Annotated in this window: 20 protein-coding genes; 15 read left to right on the plus strand and 5 right to left on the minus strand. The window is 59.9% G+C overall.

What is annotated here, in order from left to right; translation table 11 throughout:
• The first annotated feature begins 36 nt into the window (after positions 1-36).
• From CLU90_RS28205 to CLU90_RS28220, 4 genes are all read left to right on the plus strand, one after another.
• Positions 37-387: a hypothetical protein gene (locus CLU90_RS28205; RefSeq protein WP_070224733.1), complete on the plus strand. Its 351-nt coding sequence runs from the start codon at positions 37-39 to the stop codon at positions 385-387.
• 12 nt (positions 388-399) lie between these two features.
• On the plus strand, positions 400-816 hold the full coding sequence (locus CLU90_RS28210; protein ID WP_070224734.1) for a hypothetical protein: 417 nt from the start codon (positions 400-402) through the stop codon (positions 814-816).
• A complete protein-coding gene (locus CLU90_RS28215) occupies positions 813-1,382 on the plus strand; it encodes a plasmid fertility inhibition factor family protein (RefSeq protein ID WP_100429640.1) in 570 nt (189 codons plus the stop codon). The genes CLU90_RS28210 and CLU90_RS28215 overlap by 4 nt, the downstream gene beginning before the upstream one ends.
• Before the next feature lie 345 nt (positions 1,383-1,727).
• Positions 1,728-2,279 (plus strand): hypothetical protein, encoded by a 552-nt coding sequence (locus tag CLU90_RS28220; protein ID WP_100429641.1) that lies wholly within the window; start codon positions 1,728-1,730, stop codon positions 2,277-2,279.
• Positions 2,280-2,649: 370 nt separating this feature from the next.
• Here CLU90_RS28220 and CLU90_RS29550 read toward each other — a convergent pair whose 3' ends face one another.
• Both CLU90_RS29550 and CLU90_RS28230 read right to left on the minus strand, forming a co-directional pair.
• Positions 2,650-3,078, minus strand: a complete 429-nt coding sequence (locus tag CLU90_RS29550; RefSeq protein WP_157808915.1) for a hypothetical protein — start codon at positions 3,076-3,078, stop codon at positions 2,650-2,652.
• 17 nt (positions 3,079-3,095) lie between these two features.
• Positions 3,096-4,264, minus strand: a protein-coding gene (locus CLU90_RS28230; RefSeq protein WP_100429255.1) for an IS3 family transposase whose coding sequence is annotated in 2 segments (ribosomal slippage) — positions 3,096-4,000 and positions 4,000-4,264 — 1,170 coding nt in all. Because the reading frame shifts where the segments join, the coding sequence is not laid out codon by codon here.
• 468 nt (positions 4,265-4,732) lie between these two features.
• On the opposite strand from CLU90_RS28230, the gene CLU90_RS28235 reads away from it, so the two are divergent.
• The 6 genes from CLU90_RS28235 (at position 4,733) to CLU90_RS28260 (ending at position 10,283) form a co-directional block, all read left to right on the plus strand.
• The gene (locus CLU90_RS28235; RefSeq protein WP_157808916.1) at positions 4,733-5,623 is read left to right on the plus strand and encodes a hypothetical protein; all 891 of its coding nucleotides are present in this window, start codon (positions 4,733-4,735) and stop codon (positions 5,621-5,623) included.
• Positions 5,620-6,867, plus strand: a complete 1,248-nt coding sequence (locus CLU90_RS28240) for a tyrosine-type recombinase/integrase (protein ID WP_076572387.1) — start codon at positions 5,620-5,622, stop codon at positions 6,865-6,867. Before CLU90_RS28235 ends, CLU90_RS28240 begins: the two co-directional genes overlap by 4 nt.
• A gap of 119 nt (positions 6,868-6,986) precedes the next feature.
• Positions 6,987-7,256: a type II toxin-antitoxin system RelE/ParE family toxin gene (locus CLU90_RS28245; protein WP_070223560.1), complete on the plus strand. Its 270-nt coding sequence runs from the start codon at positions 6,987-6,989 to the stop codon at positions 7,254-7,256.
• 49 nt (positions 7,257-7,305) lie between these two features.
• Positions 7,306-7,608, plus strand: a complete 303-nt coding sequence (locus CLU90_RS28250; RefSeq protein ID WP_070223558.1) for a HigA family addiction module antitoxin — start codon at positions 7,306-7,308, stop codon at positions 7,606-7,608.
• A gap of 345 nt (positions 7,609-7,953) precedes the next feature.
• The gene (locus CLU90_RS28255; RefSeq protein ID WP_076572389.1) at positions 7,954-8,583 is read left to right on the plus strand and encodes a hypothetical protein; all 630 of its coding nucleotides are present in this window, start codon (positions 7,954-7,956) and stop codon (positions 8,581-8,583) included.
• Positions 8,580-10,283 carry a Mu transposase C-terminal domain-containing protein gene (locus tag CLU90_RS28260; RefSeq protein WP_083708559.1) on the plus strand — a complete coding sequence of 568 codons (1,704 nt, stop codon included), beginning with the start codon at positions 8,580-8,582 and terminating at the stop codon, positions 10,281-10,283. The genes CLU90_RS28255 and CLU90_RS28260 overlap by 4 nt, the downstream gene beginning before the upstream one ends.
• On the opposite strand, the gene CLU90_RS28265 is transcribed toward CLU90_RS28260, so the two are convergent.
• Complete coding sequence (locus CLU90_RS28265; RefSeq protein ID WP_198511364.1) at positions 10,250-10,942, minus strand: IS6 family transposase; 693 nt, start codon at positions 10,940-10,942, stop codon at positions 10,250-10,252. The genes CLU90_RS28260 and CLU90_RS28265 overlap by 34 nt on opposite strands.
• 112 nt (positions 10,943-11,054) lie before the next feature.
• On the opposite strand from CLU90_RS28265, the gene CLU90_RS29555 reads away from it, so the two are divergent.
• Complete coding sequence (locus CLU90_RS29555) at positions 11,055-11,192, plus strand: hypothetical protein (RefSeq protein WP_157808917.1); 138 nt, start codon at positions 11,055-11,057, stop codon at positions 11,190-11,192.
• 683 nt (positions 11,193-11,875) lie between these two features.
• Here CLU90_RS29555 and CLU90_RS28270 read toward each other — a convergent pair.
• A complete protein-coding gene (locus CLU90_RS28270; protein WP_076573246.1) occupies positions 11,876-12,880 on the minus strand; it encodes a GlxA family transcriptional regulator in 1,005 nt (334 codons plus the stop codon).
• Between the two features lie 143 nt (positions 12,881-13,023).
• On the opposite strand from CLU90_RS28270, the gene CLU90_RS28275 reads away from it, so the two are divergent.
• From CLU90_RS28275 to CLU90_RS28290, 4 genes are all read left to right on the plus strand, one after another.
• Positions 13,024-14,130, plus strand: a complete 1,107-nt coding sequence (locus tag CLU90_RS28275; RefSeq protein ID WP_076573245.1) for an S-(hydroxymethyl)glutathione dehydrogenase/class III alcohol dehydrogenase — start codon at positions 13,024-13,026, stop codon at positions 14,128-14,130.
• 9 nt (positions 14,131-14,139) lie between these two features.
• Complete coding sequence (gene fghA / locus CLU90_RS28280) at positions 14,140-14,997, plus strand: S-formylglutathione hydrolase (protein WP_076573244.1); 858 nt, start codon at positions 14,140-14,142, stop codon at positions 14,995-14,997.
• Positions 14,994-15,569, plus strand: coding sequence for an S-(hydroxymethyl)glutathione synthase (gfa, locus tag CLU90_RS28285; RefSeq protein ID WP_076573243.1), 576 nt, complete (start codon positions 14,994-14,996; stop codon positions 15,567-15,569). Before fghA ends, gfa begins: the two co-directional genes overlap by 4 nt.
• 68 nt (positions 15,570-15,637) lie before the next feature.
• Positions 15,638-16,417, plus strand: a complete 780-nt coding sequence (locus CLU90_RS28290) for a ZIP family metal transporter (protein WP_076573242.1) — start codon at positions 15,638-15,640, stop codon at positions 16,415-16,417.
• Between the two features lie 135 nt (positions 16,418-16,552).
• Here the strand turns inward: CLU90_RS28290 and CLU90_RS29560 are convergent, their stop codons facing one another.
• Positions 16,553-17,323, minus strand: coding sequence for a hypothetical protein (locus CLU90_RS29560; protein ID WP_139335868.1), 771 nt, complete (start codon positions 17,321-17,323; stop codon positions 16,553-16,555).
• Between the last annotated feature and the right edge of the window lie 29 nt (positions 17,324-17,352).

The following is a 17,352-nucleotide window of genomic DNA, read 5'->3' on the forward strand; positions in this document are numbered from 1 at the left end:
TGCATAATTCTCTTTTTATTCTGCTAGGAGCAGGCAATGCGTGAGATGTCGGTTTTAGTCGGTCTAGGCCTGGACGCGGACCAGCTTCAGCAGGTCCTGCACGAGAACGGCGGGAGGTTCTTATATGAGGTCGCGCACGCGCTACTGGACGACCACGCCGACGACCGCGCGGAAATCTACGAGGTCAAGGTGGATAGCGTGGCGATCAACGAGGACTGCCCCACTCAGGTAGACATCGACTTTGAAACCTCTTGGAGCATCTACCGGGGCTGCGAGGAGAGGAACACTGCGGGGAGCGAGTATCAGCATGAGCGGGCGACCTACGAGGCGGACGGCCGCCTGGTGTTCCTCGCGCCGCTGGCGCGCAAACACGTCGATCCTTGCTGAAAAGATAAGACGATGAACGTTTCCAGTATGTCCCGTCTCGGCATGCTTATCCTGGCCGCGGTCGCCATGCAGCTCGCATGGGCTCAGGCAGCGCCGGATGCTGCGATCTACACCCTATACCGGAATAGCGTGACCAATGCGGCCCTGCGCCTGCACGTCGCCACCTTCGATGCTCTGGACGGGGCGGCGTATAACCGCCAGAACTGTGCTCAGGCCCAGCAACTGTTCGCCGCTCAGCAAGGCGTCAATGTGGCATTCTGGTGCGAGCCCGGTCGGTTCCGTGCCATAGCCGCCAGCGATCACGCGCCAGCCCTCGGCAAGCAGTTCATCAACGGTAAGCCGGCCGAACGGAACTGCAGCCCGTCCTCCTCGAAACTGGCGCGCGGGGACAAGCGGCCTGCCAGTGCCGGCGATAGTTGTTCGCCATGACGGCGCTGCGCACCTTCGCCGGTGTTCACGCTATTCACCACTACCAGGGCGCACTGTTCACCGTGCACACCGACAGCGACATGGTCTATATGTCCGAGGAGGATCCTGGATCTGACGGCGAAGCATGGGCGGTCGTAGAGGTCGACGCCGAGCGGTTCCTGCAGCTATGGCGCCAGCCGGGAAGCAGCCATCCAGAGGTGGCGCACCAAAGCCCCGAGACCTGGCCGCTGGACCGCAAGTTCCATTGGCCGGACAAGCATTTTACGGAGGGCCGTGTCAACCCGGTGCCGCTGGCCACCGTCAGCTGTGAGCTTCGACGCTTGGAAACGCCGGTGTGGCGTCGCCGGTTGCTGTGGCAAGTGCTAGAGCGCGTCGACGTGACCGAGCACCCGGTCCTCTCGTTCACCGACGGGGTCACCCGCACCATCTGGCTGCTGACTCACGGCGTGCAGGCCATGCCGGTCAAATGCCCGATGGCCGACGCGGTACGGTTGCAGGCGCTGGCCGGCGTGGACGGCGGCCAGCCGGTCGCCGTCGGTATATTGTTCAAGCAAAAAATGGATTGACACCGTGGGTTCGATCAGCGAAAGGGAAGTGGGGGTGCCTGGCACCTGCGGCAGGCCGCAGCACCAGGCGGGAGACGCCGGCATGCCGTGCAGTTACCTGGTGTTGACATAGCACGGGTGGCCAGCGGCAGAGGAGGGCGCCCGTCGCAACGGGCGGACGGTGCGAGCACCGGGTCGGGGTCCACCATAGCGACTGGAATCGACAGCCGCTGCAGTAGCTGCAGGCCTTGACCCATGTCCGGGTTTGACGGCGAGAACACGGCGCCGGCCGTGGCCATGCTGATGGCGTGCGCTGTGCTGGACGTCGACCGGCTGGCCGACCAAGATCCTGGCCGCTGAGCGGTCGTGGCCAGCGCCTTGCCGGCGCTGCCTGGTGATCGCCTGATCGAGCGGCGGGCGATCGCTCTGGTGCAACTGCCAGCGCTGCTGCGCCAGCTGCTGAAGCTGGCCTGCGCGCGCGCCTATCGGCCGCACTTCGGCGCAGAGCCACGCTCGTGGCGTACGCTGCGCTACACGTCGTCCAGCTGGCTCACCTCGATATCGACCGCCGGCGCGTCGGTGGCCAGCGCCGTGCGGGCGCCGCCTGGTGACCGCCCGATCGAGCGGCGGGCGATCGCCCTGGCGCAACTGCCAGCGCTGCTGCGCCAGCTGCTGCAGTTGGCCGGCACGCGCTTGGCGGCGGCGGCTCGGCACCGTCGGTGGCCATGCTGGTGGCCAGCCGCGCTGCACGTCGAGCAGCTGGCCAGCCTCGATATCGGCCGCTGCGCGTTGACGGCAGGCGCCGTGCCCGTGTGCTCGGGCGCTGCGACTTCGGCGCACGCTCTCCGAGTGATGCTCCCGGCAAAAGCCAGTCGCGCTTTTAGTTGGAGAATCGCTTTTTTAAACGGAATTGACTGAAAAACCAAAACTTCCCGCCTGTGGACCTATGTGTCGCACGACCGGACACCGGTGATCCGACATCTGATGAAGACGGGACGTGACCGCCCAAAATGTTGGACCCGTGCTAGTGCGTGGAGGGCCGGACCAAATTTAGTCACAATCTGGTGTGGACGAACAATAAAGTTTGACACAAGCCCTCCTATGAGGCGACCAATTTCATCACGCTGCGCATGCTAATAAAGTTTGACACAAACGCCAGTCGAAGTTTCTCAAGCCTTCGGCTTGCAACAATAAAGTTTGACACAACCTGCGGGTTTCCTTGGGCATACGCGGCCGGCAGCTATCGCCCCAAAGCAGCCGTTCGCGTTGTTTGCGTGAGTCACTGCTCTCAAAATTCAACCTGACGCACAGGTATCCCGTGAAGTAGCGCCTCGGTACATACATGCTCGGCAAGTAGATCATCTTCGATGATCAATGCTACGCCGGTTAACTCATTCATCGGTAGAAATTCTGGCGCGTCGACGATACTCTCGACGAGGTTCAAATCCTCGCGGCGACACGCTGCAGCAACTAGGCGGGCTTCTTTCGGCTCAAATCGCCCTAGAAGCAGCGATTCCTGCCCACGCAACTGGGTCACCACTTCATGCACTGGCAGGGCAGTATAGGGCGCAACAGTCCGCCTTACAGCCATTAGCTCACGTGTCGATGGACCGGTGGTAGGAAAAGCCAGCGAAAGATCGACATAGTTACCGCAGAACCGCTTCAAAACCCACCCTGGCTGAGATCCATCCCATAGATATTTGAGGTGTACTGTCAATAGCGGACACTCTTGTTTCAAGCCACCCGCGGCTGTTTGCTGAATTTTTCAGCGAACAACGCGGGCGGAACATTGCCAAGGCGCGAATGGCGTCGCTGGCGGTTGTAAAAGCTTTCGATATATTCCTGTATTGCGGCTTTCGCGTCGGCCCGGGTCGCGTAACGTTGATGGTGCACCAGCTCGTTTTTCAGGCTGCCCCAGAAGCTTTCCATGGGCGCGTTGTCATAGCAGTTTCCTCGGCGCGACATGGACGGCTTCATGCCGAACTGCGTCACCAGTTTCTGATAGTCGTGGGCGCAATACTGACTGCCACGGTCGGAGTGGTGAATCAAGCCCGGCGCGGGGCGTTTGTTGCGCACGGCCTTCCACAGTGCTGTTGCCGTCAGCGTTTGCGTCATGCGCTCGTCCATCGCGTAGCCCACCAGCTCGCAGGTGAACACGTCCTTGATACCGGCCAGGTAAAGCCAGCCCTCGCCGGTCGCCACATAGGTGATGTCGGTCACCCAGGCTTCGTTCGGCCGGGTCGGCGCGAAAGTCTGATTGAGCAGGTTGTCGGCCACCGGCAGGTCATGATTCGAGTTCGTGGTGGCCTTGAACTTGCGCTTTTGCTTGCAGCGCAGGGCGAGCTCGCGACGCAGACGGACGATACGATCACGGCCGGCCGGAAAGCCTTGCGCCGTCAGTTCCGGCTGCATGCGCAACGGGCCATAAGTCTGCCGGCTCTGCGCGTGCACGGCCTCGATGGCGACCTTCAGGCGTGCGTCGTCCTGCGCCCGCTGCGACGGTTTGCCGTTCGCCCAAGCGTAGAAACCGCTGCGCGAGACGCTAAAGACGCGGCACATGATGGTGACAGGAAATTCGAGTCGCAAGGTCTTCATGACCGCGTACTTGGCAGCGACTCCCGCGCAAAGTACGCTGCCGCTTTTTTTACGATATCGCGCTCCATGCGTGCCTCGGCAAGCTCTTTGCGCAGCTTGGTTACCTCAGCCTCAAGCTCCGGCACGGAGCGGCTACCAGGGGCTACTTTGGGCGACGTGCCGCGCCTTGCCGCACTGACCCAGTTCGCTAGCGTGCCCTTGGGAATGGTGAGACGCAACGCGGCGTCTTCCAGCGTCAGGCCTTGTGTCAGGACCAGTTTTACCGCTTCTTCCCGAAGCTCCGGTGTGTATGTTGTTGAGCGTGTCATAAGTTCTCCAGTTGGTGAAGTTTACCAAACTAGAGTGTCCGAAAAAGTCAGGGTACCTCAATTTGTACTCATCGATCCGTTCAGGATTGCTCATAATCATCGGTCCAAAGTATGTATACTGACTGGCCGCTTGTGGCCGAAAGCGGAAGATCCTAGGAGCATGGCCACCTTGGCCTCTTGTGTCAAACATTATTGTTTTGTGTCGAACTTTATTGTTTTGTGTCCGACTTTATTGTTCGTACACATCTGGAAGCAGATTTAGTCATCGGGACGCCAGAATTTCCAGCGAATCCGTTCCTGAAATCTATCATACTTAATATGGGCTAAGTATTATAGGGTAAATGACAGGTACGTTTATGGATGAAGAATACCGGTTTAAATACCGCTGTTTGGCCAGTCGTGCTATGCTCTTTTTCATCCACGCCGTCGTGATGTCCGCGCCGGCAGACCCGAACGATTGCGCGCACCATGCACCCACCACCAGACCCGCTGTTCCAACCGCCGCCAGCGTTGGCATCGCTGCCGCGCAACGCCGGCCGGCCGCGTTTTGCGCTCACCGACGATCAGGCGCGCAGCCTGGTGATGCAACTGGGCGCTATGCGTACCCGTCACGCCAACAACCCGCGCCAGCATCGTCCGTTCGTACACGATTTTCTACGGGCAGTGCACCACGCGACCGGGCGCATTTACAGCGCCGGCACCTATCGCAAGCTGCTGCAGGCGTACGCGCCCGAGCGCACGCCGTCGACGACCACGCTCGAGACCGAAAAAAACTTGCTGGAGCATGACCTCAAAAGCCGCGCGGTGTCGGTGGGCATCGCTGCGGCAACGCCACTGCCGGCAGCTGAGGCAGCGCCATCAGTCCACGCACCGGCGCCGGCGCGGGAAACGGGACTCGAACTCCAGCAGATCATTGGCTTGCTGCACCACCTGGCAGCGCGACTCGATCAACAGGATCGTGCGATTGCCGGCCAGGATCGTTCGGCCGGCATGCAAGCCCACAACGACTATCTGCGCGAGCGTCTCGCCGTCACCGAAGAGGATTTAATTAAAACCCGGGCGCAGGCCGCCCGGATGGCGCTCGAGGCGCAAGCTGCCGCCACCCAGGCAGAGGAGCGCGCGCGCGAGCTGGCCGTGCTGTACCAGAACGTCAAGGACCAGGCGGCGGCGCTGGGCGCGATGGCGGAAGAACTGCATGGCAGCCGGCAGTTTGCCATGCAGGCCATCGATGGCGTTCGCGGAGAAACGCGCGCGGCCAAAGAGCGCTGCGCGCAGCTGGAGCAACAACTCAAAGACAAGGAGCAGCAAGTGGACATGTACCGGCAAATGGCGTTCAGCAAAGGAGGTCCAGCGCGATGACCGGACTGACCCCCTATTCCCACGGCGCCGGCCAAATGACGGTTGCCGCCCCCCAGCCGGTGCACAGCCTGGGGCCGGTCGCCGACGACTGGGAAGCGATCAATGTGTGGCTGGCCGCGGTGGCCGACAACAGCAGAAGCGGTTCCAATGAAACGCTCAAAACCTACCGCTACCATCTGGCCAAGCTGCGCTGGTATTGCGAGCGCGAACTGGGACGTCCGCCGTCGACCTGGACCCTGCAAGATGTCAAAACCTTCCGCAACTACCTGGCACAGCTGCCTGCTTCGTCCTTGCGTACTATCAATATCGCACCTGGTGCGCCAGACTACTCACCGTTCCAGAAGCAGCCCGGCGTCAGCACCCAGTCCGACATCATGCGCTTTACCAAGGCCATGTTCAGCGCCCTGCATCGCACCGGCTATCTGCGCCTCGATCCGATGGCGCTCGTCCAAGCGCCGAAGCAGCGCCGCTTGGACAAAAAACGCGCCGTGGGGGATGATTTGTTTGACCTGGTGCTGCAGGTGATGGCGGAGGCGCCGCGGCCGACCCAGAAAGACCATCAGATTTACCTGCGCGACTGCTTCATCTTCATTTGCCTGCGCGAGTCGGGACTGAGGGCGTCGGAACTCATCGGGGCGAAAATGGATGCCGTCGGGTTGCTGTACAACCCCAACAGCGGCAACACCTACTGGGCCATGACGGTCAAGGCAGAGACGGCCAAGGGCGGCAAACAGCGCACGGTACCGGTGAGCGTGGCGTTCCTGGAAGCTTTTATTGCCTACCGGCGCGCGTTCGGACTGGACCCGATGCCTGGGCCGGACCCCCAGCAGTATGGGCTTGTGCTGTCAGTGCGCACCAAAAAAAGGGAGATCGGGAGCCGGATCAAGAGCGCGTCGGACCGGCGGCTGTTTGGTGAATGGCGCGACGTGGGGAGCCGGCAAGGACTGCACGGCATCATCAAAGGTCGGATACGTGATGCAGTCCTTCTGCTGGAGCAAGCCGGTGATGGCGCAAGCGCAGCGCATTTGGCTCGGGTATCGGCACACTGGCTGCGGCATACCTTCGCGATGACCTCGCTCTTGTCGGGTCAGGATCTGCGTAGCGTGGCCACGTCGCTGGGCCATGCCAGCGTCGACACGACGATGGGCTATACGGAGCAGGACGCGATCGATCTGATCGAGAGTTGGGAACGAGAAACGCCAGGCCGCGTGGCCCGCGCGGGCCCGGCGGATAGCATCAAGTGAACAGGAGATAAATTTTTTGGCAGGCTTCACTCCAGATGCTTCAGCCGTCCAACTAAATGTAACGAGGAAAATTCTCGCGTTTTGTTGACTGTTAACCGGATAACGGATAATATGAAAGTATGCCAATTCAATCCTTCGCTTGTCCCGACACGCAAGCCCTGTTCACCACAGGCAGGAGTCGCCGATTCGTCAACATTAAGAACGTAGCCGAGCGCAAGCTGGCCCAGCTCGACGCGGCTCCCTCGGTGAATTTCATGAAGGCGCCGCCGGGTAACGACCTGAAAGAGTACGACGGCGCTTGGCATGTGCGGATTAACGACCAGTGGCGTCTGACCTTCAAGTGGGGTGATAGCGGCCCTTATGAAGTGCTGATCGAAGACCCACACTGAGCGGGGCCTAGCCCCGCATAGAAAAACCTGAACAGCCACGGAGGGCATTATGTTCAAAAATGGTATGCGTCCTATCCACCCCGGCGAAATTTTGGTCGAGGACTACATTAAGCCCATGGGCGTCAGCGTGCGCGCTGTGTCTCTGGCCCTGCACGTTCCGTACTCTCGTCTCAGCGAGATCACCAAAGGTGAGCGCGGCGTCTCCGCTGATACGGCACTTCGCTTGGAGCGCTATTTTGGCAGTGAGGCTCAAGGATGGTTGAATCTCCAAAGTGCGTATGACCTGCGTATGGCCGAGATATCCGCTGGCAAAGCCATCGCCAAAGCGATCAAGCCGCTTGCATTGGCATAGCTCAAGGATCGCCCAGCAGCCCTCACGAGGGTCGGCCCGGATTCTTGTAAAAATCCCCAAAATTTGACCTAAGTTTTTGTTTTTAAAGAATTTTAATTCTGATTTTTGTTGCGATATCTCTTCATTTTGACTGGCGGCCGGCTGTCCAGACCAGTCTCTAGCTCTTCTCTTAGCGTCAATCGAAGTAATTGTGCATACACCCCAGCGCCCGTAAGTCCCTGAATTTACGCCAATCCCGTTTTTGATGGGTACACTTTTACTTCGCATGTGTTCGAAGTAAAGTTGCGACATCCTTGAAATGCGCGGCAAAAGTGCTAAATTGTATAAAAACCAGCGGAGATCCGCATGGCGCCTGGCAATTCACACTCACGCTTCACTCATCCGATCGATAGCGAGCGGCCCAAAGGCGCGTCGCGCTTTGAGTTTTTCGCCCCCAAGCTCAAGCGCCGAGTGACGCTCTTCGACCCGTTCCATGTTCGGCTTTGGGCGCTCCTCGAAAGTAATCCCCGGGTGTTTCGTTATTGCGAGCGCCCAGCGTACTGGCGTCATGACAACAGTCGGCAACTGCTCGATTTTTGGGTGAGGGCTGGGCGACGCGAAATGTGCTGGATCGTTACGCCCACGCCACAACCGGCCCGGGCTGGGGTCCTGAGTCCCGACGACGATATCGGTGTGCGATATGTGCATGTCCAAAATCTTGCCGCCCACAGCATCTGGATCGAGAACTGGATGCGCATCCTGCCCTACCTTGCGTCGAATGAGCGCTTTGTCAGCGAAAGGTTGTTGCTCGATGTCGAGCGGGCGACATCGACCGCGCCAACGCTGGGGCAACTCGAACGCGACTTTCAGCCATATGACACCGTGCTTGTCCGCACCGCGGTATTCCTGTTACTGCACAGAGGGCGCATCAAGGCGAAGTCATTGCGTGATCGGCCGTTGGGGCCGGCGATCGAATTGCTGAAGGAATCGATATGACTGGCCGTCGCAGCGCCGCTGTGACGGATCGCGCCGACCCGACATTGTGGCCGACCGTGGCTTGGCCAACCCTCTCTGGAGATCAACAAAAAATATTTCGCGCCCGTGAAGAAGCGGTTCGGCTGTATTGTCAGCGCGCCTCCCTGCGTGCCATCGAGGCCGCCACCGGCGTGCCGTTCAGCTCCGTGCGCCGGCTCTACGAACGCTGCCTACAGACCCATGCCGACGGACGTCTGCAGGGCTTGCGCGCACTCGTTCCCTACGAACACGTCAAGTCCTACCGGCGCTCGGCAACGAGCGTCCGATCCGGTCCTGCTGGCAAGGCTGGCGCATTCCAGCAATTGCTGGAACGTCACCCTGAGCTGGAAGTCCTGATCGTCCATGAGCTGCAAGCACACCACGTCGTTTTAAGAGACGGGCCAAACGGCCTTGTTGTCAGCGGGCTGAGCGCACTGCATAAGCGCTTTCGCCTGCTTTGTCTTGAGCTGGGCCTGACGCAACGGGACTATCCCCTGGTTCAGCACGAGCAAGGGATCCGCAGCTTGGCCGCGGCGGTCAAGTCCATCGCCACGCGCTCTTTTGAACTGGCAGCGCGCGCCGCGCTCGCGCAAAAACGCTCCGGCGGTGTACGTCCGAACGCCGAAGGCCTGCCATTGGTCGCGACCATCCCGTTCGATGCCGTTGAATTCGACGGACACCGGGTCGACGTGCGGCTGCGCATCGTCTTTGAACGCGTCGCCGGCGTCGAGGAATCGTTCGAAATCGATCGCGTCTGGCTGCTCAGTATCATCGACATTTGCAGTCGGGCGATCTTGGGTTACCACATCGTGCTCGAACCGGAATATAGTCGCTTCGACGTACTCAAGACGGTCGAGCGGGCTCTTGTCCCGTGGCGCCCTCCTGCCCTGACTATTCCCGGCCTGCGCTTTGCCTCTGGCGCCGGCATGCCTTCCGAGCGCTTCCCGGAACTTGGCTATGCGCTCTGGAACTTGTTCCGCTTCGACAATGCGAAAGCCAATCTCGCCGAGGACACCTTGCGCGTACTGACCGATATTGTCGGCTGTGGCGTCCATGCCGGTCCTGCTTACCGCCCCAACGAGCGCCCCCATATTGAACGTTTTTTCGGCATGTTGGCATCAGTCCTTGCGCACCGCTTGCCCGGCACCACGGGCACCGGCCCTGCCGATCCCCGTCGTCACCTTGCGGAACTGACCGGCACAGCGCCGGCCGTGGTCCGGCTCGACGAATTGATGGAACTGACCGCGGTGGCGATCGCCAACTACAACGCCGCTTCGCACACTAGCCTGGGCGGCCGTTCGCCTCTGGAAATGCTGGGCTATTATTTGCGCGAAAAACAGAGTGCGCTGCGCTGGCTGGCCGAGCCCATGCGCCGCAACCTGTGTCTGCTCCAGCACGAACACGAAGGACACGTGCGTGGCAGCATCGTCAAGGGTGTGCGGCCCTATATTCATTTCTTCGGCGCGCGCTACACGAGCCATGCTCTGGCCGGGCGGGCGGACCTGATTGGCAAGCCGGTGCTGCTCTATTTTGACACCGAGGACGTGCGCGCATTGCGCGTATTCGACGCAGCCGGACGTGAGCTATGCGGGTTGTGTCGCGTTGTTGATCCGAAGACGGAATTTTCCAGGAAAGGAACTGGGGTGCCTCAAACTGGACGGACCTGTGCTGCCAGCGCATAAAATTGGTCGGCGAACGACATCGCATCGGTTCCGTTGATTGCGAACTGGCCCTTGCGGATCATGTGCATGAGCTCAACGCCGGCGAGCACGCAGTGGGCGGCGCGGAACGATTTGAAGTTGAGCATCGGACTGGTTACCCGCTTGATGGCGCGATGGTCCTGTTCGACGATGTTGTTGAGGTACTTGACTTGGCGCACCACGATCGGCACGTCACGGCTGGCGTTGATCGCATCGATCGCCGCCTTGTTGGCCCCGCTCTTGTCCATCGCGACTTTGTCCGGATCGCCGTGCGCTCCCATCGCCTTGTCGAAGAAGCGCTTCGCTGAGACCATATCGCGTTTGGCCGTGAGCAGGAAGTCGACGGTTTTGCCCTGCTTGTCGACGGCGCGGTACAGGTATTTCCAGACGCCCTTGACCTTGATATACGTCTCATCCATTCGCCAGCTGCCACCGACCGGGCGCTTGTGTTTCCGGGCCATCTTCTCGACGAGAGGCAGGAAACGAATCGCCCACCGATTGATCGACGAATGGTCGACCGATACGCCGCGCTCTTCCATCATTTCTTCCAGGTGCCGGTAGCTCAGCGGGTATGCTACGTACCAGCGAATGCAGACCAGGATCACATCGATCGGAAAGCGCATCCCTTTGAAGTTGAGCATGGCGATTCATCCAAGGTTCGGGCGCCGTAGCTTACCTGATCGGCCATCGACGGTATGCTAATGCGACAGAACCCTGCGCGCCGACACATTGAAATTGCTCCGGTCAGCGGATATGCAGGCGCTGGACGCTGTCCAGAACTTGGCCGCTGCGGCACCTCCGGCGCAGCGAGATCAAATGGAGAAAATTTTGGGCTTTACACAGCAGCTCGATTTCGCTGCGGCGGCAGAAATCCTGAGCGCTGCCGATTAAACTGCTTCGACTGATCGGAGTAGCGTTTTGCGACGTAAGTGTTCGCTCAGCGCCATCTTGAGTGCTAGAGAGATTGGATCGAGATGGCGCCACACCGCTGGGAAGCGGCGTCATCTCAAACGACTGCTGGCATTTCGGTGATATGCGCCAGCGCGCCCCGCAACCGGGTTTCGTGGCGAGACATCATCCGGGCTCGCGGTTGCCTCAAGCCGTGTGCGCTCGCCGGCCGACGTATTCAAAGTCTCCCGACGTTCCCCAACAGCCAGATAGATTAGCTGCCGCCAATTCTGTACTGTATCCAAACCTGCGTGCGCTGCATAGGTGGCGCGGCTGGACGCTTACTGCTCGCCTCCTAGCTTCCGCGCTCAATCGGTATCCACCATTGCAGACTTGGAGTCGGGATTGCTGGGAAAGTTCACCGGCGCGGCACAGCGCAGCGAACGTGGATCAGCGGTGGCTTGCCACGGCGACGGCAGCCAAGGCCCTCCATAAAACCCACTTTATCAATAGTTCGGCCATCAAACAGAATTGCTGCGATCATTAGCGACATCTTTAGATTGCGTCATGCGAGAAAATGCAACAGCGTGGCGAGCGCCGTACCAAATGACCGATGCCGGGATTAGATCGCTTAACGGAGCCGCAGACCTTGCAATCCTTGCCAGCTGGTTGCGTGCCACGCGCACTCAGCCATCGACCCCGGTCGTAGCAAAGCGCTCCCGATAAAGCTTGGGCGTGATCCCCAGCTTCTTCTGAAACACCCTGCGCATGTGGGCTTCGTCGGTGAACCCCGCGCGCGCCGCCACGGTCTTCAGCGACAATGTCAATTCCGCCAATAAAGTGGTGGCGCCTTCAAAGCGGCAGCGCTCAATAAATTCCTGGGTGCTGACGCCCACTTCCTGCTGGAACACCCGGGTGAAGTGGCGCTCGCTCATCATGGCCTTCTGGGCCAGCTGCGTCACCGACAGCTTTTCCTGCAAGTTTTCGAGGATCCAGTTCTGCAGCTCGCGGATATTGGGCCGCGTGGTGCGCTCGCTGAGCAAGTGGGCGCTGAACTGCGATTGCCCGCCCGGACGTTTAAGAAATACCACCATCTCGGTGGCCACCTCGAGCGCCAGTTCCCGTCCAAAATCTTCTTCCACCAGTGCCAGAGCCAAGTCGATGCCCGCCGTAACGCCGGCTGACGTCCAGACGTGGTCGGCGCGCACGAAGATCGCATCGGCATCCACCTGGACAGCAGGATAGTCGGCTTGCAGTCGCTCCGCCACGCCCCAGTGTGTCGTGGCGCGCCTGCCGTTCAGGGCGCCCGCCGCCGCCAGGAAAAACGCGCCCGAACACAGCGAGGTCAAACGCTTGATGCGGGGTGCCACGGCGGCTACCCAGTCGATGATGGCGGCGCTATCGATCAGTGCTGCCTGGATATGGCGTGCCCCCACGATGATTGCGTTATCGGGCAGGGAAAGTGTACTCAGCGCCTTGGTGGCATCGAGCGACATCAGCGTGTCGGAGCGTACCGGCCCCACGGTGCACGAGGCCACCCGCACGTCATAGCCCGATGCCTTGCCGCGCCGCTGCAGGTGCAGATTCGCATACTCGAACACGGACATTGGCCCGATCGCTTCGACCGCCTTGAACCCCGGGTACACGATGATATCGACAGTAATGGCAGCGCTTGCAGAGGACAACTTCATGGTGTAGTGGGCAATGATGAGCGGAAAATCCGGTCATTATGGCATCAATTCCGGCCATTCTCGGCCCGGTTCCGCCGTTCGGGGATGGTGCGCGGTCAGAATGGCCTGGCGTTATTCACCAATTCTTTTACGGGAGTACATCCATGAAGACCAAAGCAGCAGTAGCCTGGCGCGCCGGCGCACCACTGACCATCGAAGAAGTTGATTTGCAGGGACCACGCGAAGGCGAGGTGCTGATCGAGCTGAAAGCCACCGGCATCTGCCATACCGATTACTACACGTTATCGGGCGCCGATCCGGAAGGCTTGTTCCCGGCCATTCTCGGCCACGAAGGTGCCGGCATCGTGGTCGACGTGGGCCCGGGCGTGAAAACACTGAAAAAAGACGACCACGTGATTCCGCTGTACACACCGGAATGCCGCCAGTGCAAATTCTGCCTGTCGCAAAAAACCAACCTGTGCCAGGCCATCCGCTCGACCCAGGGCCGCGGCTTGATGCCGGACGCGACCAGCCGCTTCTCGCTCGACGGCAAGCCGCTGTTCCACTACATGGGTACCTCGACGTTCTCGAACTACATCGTGGTGCCGGAAATCGCGCTGGCGAAAATCCGCGAAGATGCACCGTTCGATAAGGTGTGTTACATCGGTTGCGGCGTCACCACCGGTGTGGGCGCGGTGCTGTTCTCGGCCAAGGTGGAGGCGGGTGCCAATGTCGTCGTGTTCGGCCTCGGTGGTATCGGCCTGAACGTCATTCAAGCAGCCAAGATGGTCGGCGCCGATAAGATCATCGGTGTCGATATCAACCCGGCCCGCCAGGACATGGCGCGCAAGTTCGGCATGACCCATTTCATCAATCCTAACGAAGTGGAAAACGTGGTCGATGCCATCGTCCAGCTGACCGACGGCGGCGCCGACTACAGCTTCGAGTGCGTCGGCAACACCACCCTGATGCGCCAGGCACTCGAGTGCACCCACAAGGGCTGGGGTAAGTCGTTCATCATCGGCGTGGCCGCAGCAGGCCAGGAAATCTCCACCCGGCCGTTCCAGCTGGTGACGGGCCGCGAGTGGCGCGGTTCCGCCTTTGGCGGCGCCCGTGGCCGCACCGACGTGCCGAAGATCGTCGACTGGTACATGGAAGGCAAACTCAATATCGACGACCTGATCACGCACCGCCTGCCACTCGAACGCATCAACGAGGGCTTCGACCTGATGAAATCGGGCGAATCGATCCGCTCGGTCGTTCTCTACTAAGGCGCTGCCATGCTTGAACTGATCAGCGAACACGCTTGCTTCGGCGGCGTCCAGCGTTACTACCGGCACCAGTCCTCCGCCATTGGCCTGCCGATGCGGTTTGGCGTCTTCCTGCCAGCGCAGGCAGCCGATGGCAACGTGCCCGCATTGTTCTGCCTGGCGGGGCTGACCTGCAACGAGGAAACCTTCGCCACCAAGGCCGGCGCGCAGCGGCAGGCTGCCGCGCTGGGGCTGATGTTGATTACCCCCGACACCAGCCCGCGCGGCGCGAACGTGCCGGGTGAGAGCGACGCCTGGGATCTCGGTGTCGGCGCCGGCTTTTACGTCGACGCCACCGAGGCGCCCTGGCGTACCCATTACCGCATGTACAGCTATCTGCTGGAACTGCATGCACTGGTGCTGTCCGAGTTGCCGGCCGACGCCGACCGGGTCGGCATCATAGGCCACTCGATGGGCGGCCATGGCGCGCTGGTCCTGGCGCTACGCAACCCGGCGCTGTTCAAGTCGGTGTCCGCAATGGCGCCGATTAGCGCGCCTACGCAGGCACCCTGGGGCGATAAGGCGTTCTCGGCCTACCTGGGGCCGCGCTCGCCCGCCTGGGATGCGTATGACGCCAGCGTGCTGATGGCCGCGCGGCGCCAGCCTTTCCCGCACGGGATCTTGATCGATCAGGGCCTGGCTGACAAATTCCTGCCCGACCAGCTGTTCCCCGAAGCATTCGAAGCCGCTTGCGCGGCGGCCGGCCAGCCACTGACCTTGCGGCGCCATGCCGGCTATGACCACGGCTACTACTTCATCGCCACGGTGATCGACGATCACCTGAAGTTTCACCACGAAGCATTGATTTCACAAGGAGTAACACCATGAGTACCGAGTACACGATCCATCCGGCCATCGGCCAACAACGTCCACCCGCCGCAGCCGATTTCACCGGCGGCAAGCTGCTGTGCAAATGCAGCAGCGACCAGGTCGAAGTCACCATCGCCAGCCAGACTGCGCACAACCACGCATGCGGCTGCACCAAGTGCTGGAAGCCGGAAGGCGCGCTGTTCGCGCAGATCGCCGTGGTGGCGCGCGACAAGGTCAGTGTCACTGCCCATGCTGAAAAGCTGAGCGTTGTTGACGCCAGTGCGACCATCCGTCGCCACGCGTGCAATGTTTGCGGCGTCCACATGGTTGGCCGTATCGAGAACGAAGCGCATGCCTTCTTCGGCCTCGATTTCGTTCACACCGAACTGTCGTCGGAAAGCGGTTGGTCGCCGGTGGAATTTGCCGCTTTCGTCTCGTCGATCATCGAGTCGGGCACCAACCCGGCCGACATGGCCGGCGTGCGCGCTGCGCTGGCCAAGCTGGGCCTGCCTTACTACGATTGCCTGTCGCCGGCCTTAATGGATGCGCTGGCGACCCACGCCGCCAAGGCCAGCGGCGTGCTGCAATAAGCGTTTTGCCATAGGCGGTGAAATTTGCGCTGAACGTGGCGCTCACTTGATTTGAAAAGAAGTATCAAATGGATGCTACGCTCCGCGCAATTTTACTGACCACCACGCTGTCCGGGGTGGTCAGCATTTCCGCCGCCGCTTTTTTATCATTCGGGCTGCTGGCCCGGATGGCTGAACGCATGGTGAGTCTGTCGGTCGGCATTATGCTGTCCACCTCGCTGTTACACGCGATGCCGGAGGCAATCGAATCCAAGGTTGCGCCGGTCAGCCTGTTTGCCACACTGCTTGGCGGCCTCCTGACTTTTTTCATGCTCGAAAAAATGGCGATCGTCCACGGCGGCACGCCGGCCGATGCGTCCCATCCGGCGCAATCGGTGGGGCACGGCCATCACCACGGCAGCCATGGGACAACGCGCAGCGCCTGGATGGTGCTTGTTGGCGATGGCCTGCACAATTTCACCGACGGCATCATGATTGCTGCTGCCTTCCTGGCCGATCCCGCGCTTGGCATCCTGACCGGGATGGCCATCGTGGCCCACGAAATTCCGCAGGAAGTGGGCGACTTCGTGGTGTTGCTCAATTCAGGATATAGCCGGGCGCGCGCCTACCTGTTCAACCTGCTGTGCAGCCTGATGGCCCTGGTGGGAGGCGTGCTTGGTTACTACATGCTCGACAAGGCCGGCAACCTGGTGCCTTATGTGCTGACCTTCGCTTCGGCGGGTTTTCTCTACGTCGCCATCAGCCACCTGATGCCGCAACTGCAGCGCAAGGATACCTGGCGCGACAGCTTGCCGCAGCTCGGGCTGATCGCCATCGGTATCCTGGTGGTACTGCTCATTCTGGACTGAATATCAGTAAGGTCGCGCACCTCATTTGAGGTACAACTGCATCGCGCGCAGGTCTGGCCAATCAAGAGAAAAATTCCGGCTAGCTCAACTTTAGCTTACCATGGAAAAGTCTAGTCACGAGGATATCGCGTTCAGCTATGACTCTCTTCGCTTATTGATCAGGCTATCGAGCGCTTGCACATCATATGCCTTTATCAGCGTACCGCGAAGGTTAAAAATCGGATCAATCAAAAGTTGCAATCCTAGTTGCAAACACTTAACCATTAATGCATCGAAATCCGCATCGCTGTGCAAAATGGCTACAGAATATTCTGGTAACTGCAAACCGGCCTCACGCCAATTCTCAAGTAATGCGGCCAAATCTAACGGCTGACTTACCAGAAATACCGTATTTCTTATGACGATTGGCTCGCCGTTTTTTCTATCAAGAAGGGCCGCCAGCGGAGCGTAATAGCTTTGTGGGCTCGAGTACGTTGTGTCGATAGCTGGGGAAAACGCAGTGGATTTTGCCTGCTTACACCTCAAAAGACGCTGTCCTGATTTAAGGCTTGGCATCATAGTCGAGTATTTGCCGAACACCGAATGATTCGGGGATACGCAATACGGATCACGCTCTTTCCAACCTTTGTCAAAAGCCTTGTTCATGATGGTTACGAGATCTTCCACCTCATCAGCGCCAAGACGCTGAACTTTGCCTCGGTCAGTGACATAATGTGAACTTCCGTCATCAAGGATATACTGAACACAGTACTGGCCGCGAAGTGCTTTTAAAGCGCCGGGCTTCCATCCCACAATGACCATTGGTTCGGGTGGTGTGACCGAAAATAAAATTCCAGCTCCATCTTTGTTAGCTAAGATCCAAGCCTGATAGTCGAAGTCCTGCAAAACGGAATATTGCGCAAACAATTCCGCCTGTAATTCGCCGAGAACCGGCG

Source organism: Janthinobacterium sp. 67, assembly GCF_002797895.1.
Taxonomy (GTDB): domain Bacteria; phylum Pseudomonadota; class Gammaproteobacteria; order Burkholderiales; family Burkholderiaceae_D; genus Janthinobacterium.